At 38.0% G+C, this 5,488-nt stretch carries 6 protein-coding genes; 1 reads left to right on the forward strand and 5 read right to left on the reverse strand.

The annotated features are described in order from the left end of the window. Positions 1–85 precede the first annotated feature (85 nt). The 5 genes from E1171_RS08130 to E1171_RS08150 all read right to left on the reverse strand — a co-directional run bounded on the left by E1171_RS08130 (position 86) and on the right by E1171_RS08150 (position 4,848). On the reverse strand, positions 86–1,009 hold the full coding sequence (locus E1171_RS08130; RefSeq protein ID WP_155205512.1) for a pyridoxal-phosphate dependent enzyme: 924 nt from the start codon (positions 1,007–1,009) through the stop codon (positions 86–88). A gap of 68 nt (positions 1,010–1,077) precedes the next feature. Continuing rightward, positions 1,078–2,001 carry a 5-oxoprolinase subunit C family protein gene (locus tag E1171_RS08135; RefSeq protein WP_155205513.1) on the reverse strand — a complete coding sequence of 308 codons (924 nt, stop codon included), beginning with the start codon at positions 1,999–2,001 and terminating at the stop codon, positions 1,078–1,080. Continuing rightward, positions 1,994–2,713 (reverse strand): 5-oxoprolinase subunit PxpB, encoded by a 720-nt coding sequence (gene pxpB / locus E1171_RS08140; protein WP_155205514.1) that lies wholly within the window; start codon positions 2,711–2,713, stop codon positions 1,994–1,996. Before pxpB ends, E1171_RS08135 begins: the two co-directional genes overlap by 8 nt. Further along, on the reverse strand, positions 2,710–3,477 hold the full coding sequence (locus E1171_RS08145; protein ID WP_155205515.1) for a 5-oxoprolinase subunit PxpA: 768 nt from the start codon (positions 3,475–3,477) through the stop codon (positions 2,710–2,712). Before E1171_RS08145 ends, pxpB begins: the two co-directional genes overlap by 4 nt. Positions 3,478–3,627: 150 nt before the next feature. After that, entirely contained in the window at positions 3,628–4,848 is a 1,221-nt protein-coding gene (locus tag E1171_RS08150) for an Nramp family divalent metal transporter (RefSeq protein WP_155205516.1), read from the reverse strand. Between the two features lie 278 nt (positions 4,849–5,126). On the opposite strand from E1171_RS08150, the gene E1171_RS08155 reads away from it, so the two are divergent. Beyond that, positions 5,127–5,488, forward strand: a 362-nt coding sequence (locus E1171_RS08155; protein WP_155205517.1) for a hypothetical protein, incomplete at its 3' end; no start/stop codon positions are given.

Below are 5,488 nucleotides of genomic sequence, written 5' to 3' on the forward strand. Positions count from 1 at the left end.
GCTCTAAATTAAAAGATAGATTGGTTACAAATTAAATAAATGAGCCAAAAGGTTATTTGAAGGAAATTGAAGAAACTGTTTCCTTCTATACTTTCGAATTCCACTTGCAAAAATCATCTAAATCAAAACCCAGTCCTCCACAAACAATAATTAAAACCGACTTGGCTTCAGCAATTGCGTCAGTAGAATTGTAGGCAACAGATAAAGAAGCTCCACAGGCAGGCTCAACCATGTATCGGTGATCATGGGTAAAGTCAATACAACTTCTGATAGCTTGAGAGTCATCAACCACAAGTGAGCTTACAGGATGTATGTTTGTCAATTCAAGAGCATGTTTTGCAACTGTTTTTGCTCCTAAGCTTTTAGCTATACTAGTCACCTTATCTAAGGTTATTAATTTTCCAGCTTTTAAGGATTGTGAGAAGGAGTCCGCTCCCCGGGTTTCTACTGCTAATACAGGAACATCTTTCCAATTTACTTTTTGTAGACCTTTCACTACGCCGCTAAATAACCCACCACCTCCTACAGAGACCACCACCAAATCAGGTTTTTCCATCTGTGTAGCTACCTCCTCTATCATAGAGGCATGTCCTTCCCATATTAAGGGATGATTAAAAGGAGGAATATATAAGCCTTGCATTTTTTCAGAAAAAGACTTCGCTTCCAAATGGGTTTCATCCCAAACCTCTCCTACCACTTTTACTTCGGCTCCAAGAGTTTTTATATAATTGATGAAAAAAGTAGAGGTCGTTGTGGGGACAAATACCGTTGTAGGAATTTTTAATACACTTCCCGCATAGGCCGCAGCACACCCCGCATTTCCCCCAGAAGAGGAAATAAAATGGCCAACACCTTTTCCCATGGCGGTTTGGCAAAGATGTCCTAAACCTCGAATTTTAAATGAACCAGAAGGCTGGATGTTTTCCAGTTTTAGAAATATGTCCTTTTTTGTTCGTCCACTTAGAGGCAATGACTTAATTAAGGGTGTTTCAATATGTAAATTCTTCATTTCTGTGTTATCAGTTCAATTTATCTCATTTTTGAGGCCATTTGATGTGATTTCGTAGGCTAAACATCTCAAAAAAGCAGTTTCTCTTCTTTTAAAGCCTCCTTAGCTTCTTCCAGACTAATCAGGGAAAACCACACTTCATCACCGGGCATAAGCTGTGCTAATTTATCCAAATCATGTGAAATAACATTTACCAACCTGAAATATCCTCCTGTGGTTTGAGCATCTGCCAACAAAATAATCGGTTGGCCAGAGTTGGTTATCTGTATAGTACCTGGAATAATTCCTGAAGATATAACTTCTCTCTTGGGGTTGAAATCCTTGATTTGACCATCCAATCTATAACCCATTCGATTAGAATCGGGAGTTAACTGATAACCTCTGCTAAAAAAATGCCCAATGGCCAAGGGCGAAAACGAATCGAATTCCGGTCCTGGTAATACTCGAACCCTAACGGACCTGGAATAGATAGGTCTTTGTTCTTTTGAATAAAGTCGTTTTGAAATAGGTAATTGAGAGAGAACTTGTAAAGAGCTGTTTTTTTGAATAATACTATCCGGAGTCAGTTCCAATCCGCTGTGAGCGGAAGCACTATAGCTTCCAAGCCATTTTTTTATCTGCCATTTTCCTCTAATGGCCAAATAAGTTCTGCAGCCACCCAGTTTCCTTCCAAAAGATAGAATGGATCCACTATCGACTTGTATGGTTTCATACATTGGGATAGGATTTCCATTGAGGGTGGGTGATAGATTACCTCCTGTCAGGGCAATTTGACAATTGCCTTTTATTTCAATTTGAGGACCCAATAGTGTAATTTCCAGGACAGGGTTTTCTCTGGGGTTTCCAACCAACCAATTGGCAATCTTGGCAGAAGATTTATCCATTACCCCACTTGTGGGGACGCCAAAAGCTTGAAACCCTACTCTCCCCAGGTCCTGTACCATCGTTTGAAGACCTGGCTTTTTAAAATGAAAAATCACAGGCTCACTCATAAATGCTATTCCAATTAAAGGTATTTGAAGAGATATCGTTGTCTATTTTAAGATATTCCTTTACCGAAATAGCATGGAATTGTACAATATCTCCGGCTTGCAACAAAAAGGGAGAACCCTTGGAAGGGTCAAAAGTTTTGATAGGAGTTCGGCCAATAATTTGCCACCCTCCTGGTGCTTCCGAAGGGTAAATTCCAGTTTGATACCCAGCCAATCCCACAGATTGAGCAGGTACACGTAATCGTGGGGTGGTCATTCTAGAACAATAAAGTGTTTGGGGCAATGTTCCCAAATAGGCAAAACCAGGCAAAAAGCCTAACATAAAAACTCTGAATTGCCTTTGAGTGTGTAGAGCAATTATTTCTTGTCTGGGAAGCCCTGTTTGTTTCATTACTTCAGGGAAATCAAGTCCAAAAGCGTCTTCATAGCAGACAGGGATCTTCAAAAGTCTTTTTTTAGAACTTTGGGAAGCCATTGGTAAGGCTGAAGATAGGGTTTTAATTTTATCACATAAGTCATCAAGTTTTAACAGGGAAGGATCAAAGCCTACTGTCAAAGAACAATACGCTGGAATGGAAAAAGTAACTCCTGGAATAGCAGCCTTTTCAATGGTATTTGCTAATGAAATTACCTGTGCGTTGATCTCACTATCTATTTTCTGTTCAAAATTGATTAATAAGGCATTGTCCCCATACAGCTGGAATGTCATCATTTGAAACAGCTCACTTTAATAATATTATTTTGATTGAAGGCTTCCTGAAGGGCCTCTAAAATTGGAACAACTGAAGGGTTATCTCCGTGAATACAAATGCTTTGTGCCTTGATTGGGATAAGAGTTCCTTCTGAGCTTTGAACATTATTCTTTAGAACAATTGATAATACTTGCTCCACTGCTTCTTCGGGATTGATTAGGAGAGAGCCTACTTTGCTTCTGGACATTAATTGACCACTGGCTTCATATTTCCTATCTGCAAAAGCTTCAGCCACAAATGAAATTTCTTCTCCTTTGGCTACTTCCTCTGTTATGCTTTGCGCCAATCCCATTAGTATTAATTTGGGATCAATTTCCTGAATAGCCTGGATAATGGTAAGACTTTCCTTTTCATCTATGGCTGCCTTATTATACAAAGCCCCATGAGGTTTAACGTAGGTCAATTGTCCACCCTGGCTTTCTACCATTCCTTTTAAAGCTGAAATCTGGTATTTGACTACGGCTTTTAATTCCTCTTTGGACAATTGCATATTTCTTCTGCCAAAGCCCGCCAAATCAGGATATGCTGGATGTGCACCAATTTGAGCACCGTATTCCAAAGCCCTTTTAATAGTTCTTTCCATATGGAGAGGATCACCCCCATGAAATCCACAGGCAATGTTGCAGGAAGTAATATAAGGAAAGATTTTTGCATCATTCCCTACTTTAAATCTCCCATAACTTTCGCCCATATCACAATTGATATCTATGCTGAGCTTTTCCATAATTTATATTTCGAAAGGGAGTATTATATCTAGAATTTCAATGAAATAGAATTTCTTCCTTTTGTAAAAATAAAAGATCTTTATAAGTAATATTTTAATTTTGTCCCCTTTATAATTTAATGATGTAATTTTCCATAATAGTGTAGCATTTTAAAAGAAATTCACTCCAGACAAAACACCTTTAATTCCTAAGACTGCAGCTATTCCAATTACTATTATTCCTAAAATATTGGCCCATTTAGAATTGGCATTTTGACTCATTATTCCCTTATCGTTCATGATCCATAATAAAAATAAGGCGACAATAGGAAGAAGTAAACCATTGGTTACCTGAGAAAAAAGAATAAGTCGGGTAGGTTTGAAACCCAAAGAAGAGAAAATGATTCCAATTAGTAATACAAATAACCAGGTCATCCGAAACTTTTTCCCTTTCAAATTATGTTCCCAGCCTAAAATTTCACTTGTGGCAAAGGCAGCTGCTAAGGCCGCAGTGATAGAAGAAGAAAGACCGGCAGCCAGAAAACCTAAAGAAATAAAATGTGATGACCAGCTTCCTAAAGCCGGACTTAATTGTACACTCAAGTCGGAAAATTTATTGACCGCCTGATTATTGCCCTCAAAAGCAACTGCAGAGGTGACCAAAATTGCCATGGTGATAATCCCTCCTAATACAACAGAAATTAGTGTGTCTGAACGAGAGGCAGGTAAATGTTCTGATCCTGACCATCGCTGTTTTACCGATGAAGCATGTAAGAACAAATTATAAGGAACAACGGTGGTTCCTATTAATCCGATTACCATTAATAGGGAACCTTTTGGCAAGGTTGGGATAAATATCGCTTTGAAGATTTGTCCTAAATCTGGTTTTAATAAAATGGCAGAAAAAAGAAAAACTAGGCCCATCACACTAACCGTCACAATCAAAAAACGTTCTATTACCTTATATTTTCCACTATACAACAAAAGAAAAACAAACAAACCAATGGCTAATACAAGAGGGTTAATTGGAAAGTCTGATAGCCCCCTTCCATAATCACCAAACCCTAAAACTGCTCCGGTAATATTCCCAGCTTCGTAAGCTGCATTTCCAATTAAAATTGCTCCAATAACCAAGAAGGAAGCCAATACCTTTAATACCTTGTTGTCAATTTTTTTTCGAATTGCTTCTCCTACTCCCATTCTTCCAACCACTCCCAAACGAGCCGACATTTCTTGTAATAAATAAGTAGCAACAATTGAAAATACAATGGCCCACAAAAGGGTAAAGCCATGACTGGATCCTGCAATAGTTGCAGTAGTAACGGTACCTGGCCCAATGAAGGCAGCAGCTACCATAGCTCCCGGACCAACGTTTTTTAACTTCCTAAACATGATATGGTATATGGATGATAGGGTAAGAAAACAATATTATGTGTTAGCTCAAAATAAATTTTTGAAAAGAGTTAGTCTTAGAAACAAAAATATGGTCTTCAAAAAAGGAAACATTTAAATTTACCTACCCATAAAAGCATTTTTGTATGAATTTTTCCAGGAGAGAAACGTCTAAAAAAGACCTTTGTTGTAACCCGTTTTCTTGTCGGCTACATAATGAGAGAAGTGGAATTGTGGTATAATTTTTGGGTATTAGACTATTTAAATTCTCAAATTATATGAAAATCAGGTTCTTAATTCTAATCATACTTATTTTAGTCGCTTCTCACATTCCCTTAAAAGCACAGGAAAATTCCCAACAAAGTAAGTTGTCAACTGATTTGGTGCAGTTTTTTGTAGGTTCTTGGGAAGGAAAGGGGGAGTTTTCTTCAGGTAAAAAGATAGAAGCAGATATTTCTTTTGAAATTTCCTTAGATAGCGCCTGGCTTCTTTATCAGCATAATGACCGTCCTCCTAATTCCTATCAATCAACCTCTATGTGGGGAATTGATAGAAATTCTGGTGGTTTTGTCGCTTATAGTTTTGATAATTTTAAGGAGGTCCGGCATTTTACTAGTAATGGTTGGGAGAACAATCAACT

It is taken from the genome of Xanthovirga aplysinae, assembly GCF_009711365.1.
Lineage (GTDB): Bacteria > Bacteroidota > Bacteroidia > Cytophagales > Cyclobacteriaceae > Xanthovirga > Xanthovirga aplysinae.

What these genes read in the sequence shown, in the direction of transcription:
- E1171_RS08130 (WP_155205512.1), bottom strand. Translation starts at nt 1,009, where the DNA reads ATGAAGAATTTACATATTGAAACACCCTTAATTAAGTCATTGCCTCTA.
- E1171_RS08135 (WP_155205513.1), bottom strand. Translation starts at nt 2,001, where the DNA reads ATGAGTGAGCCTGTGATTTTTCATTTTAAAAAGCCAGGTCTTCAAACG.
- pxpB (WP_155205514.1), bottom strand. Translation starts at nt 2,713, where the DNA reads ATGATGACATTCCAGCTGTATGGGGACAATGCCTTATTAATCAATTTT.
- E1171_RS08145 (WP_155205515.1), bottom strand. Translation starts at nt 3,477, where the DNA reads ATGGAAAAGCTCAGCATAGATATCAATTGTGATATGGGCGAAAGTTAT.
- E1171_RS08150 (WP_155205516.1), bottom strand. Translation starts at nt 4,848, where the DNA reads ATGTTTAGGAAGTTAAAAAACGTTGGTCCGGGAGCTATGGTAGCTGCT.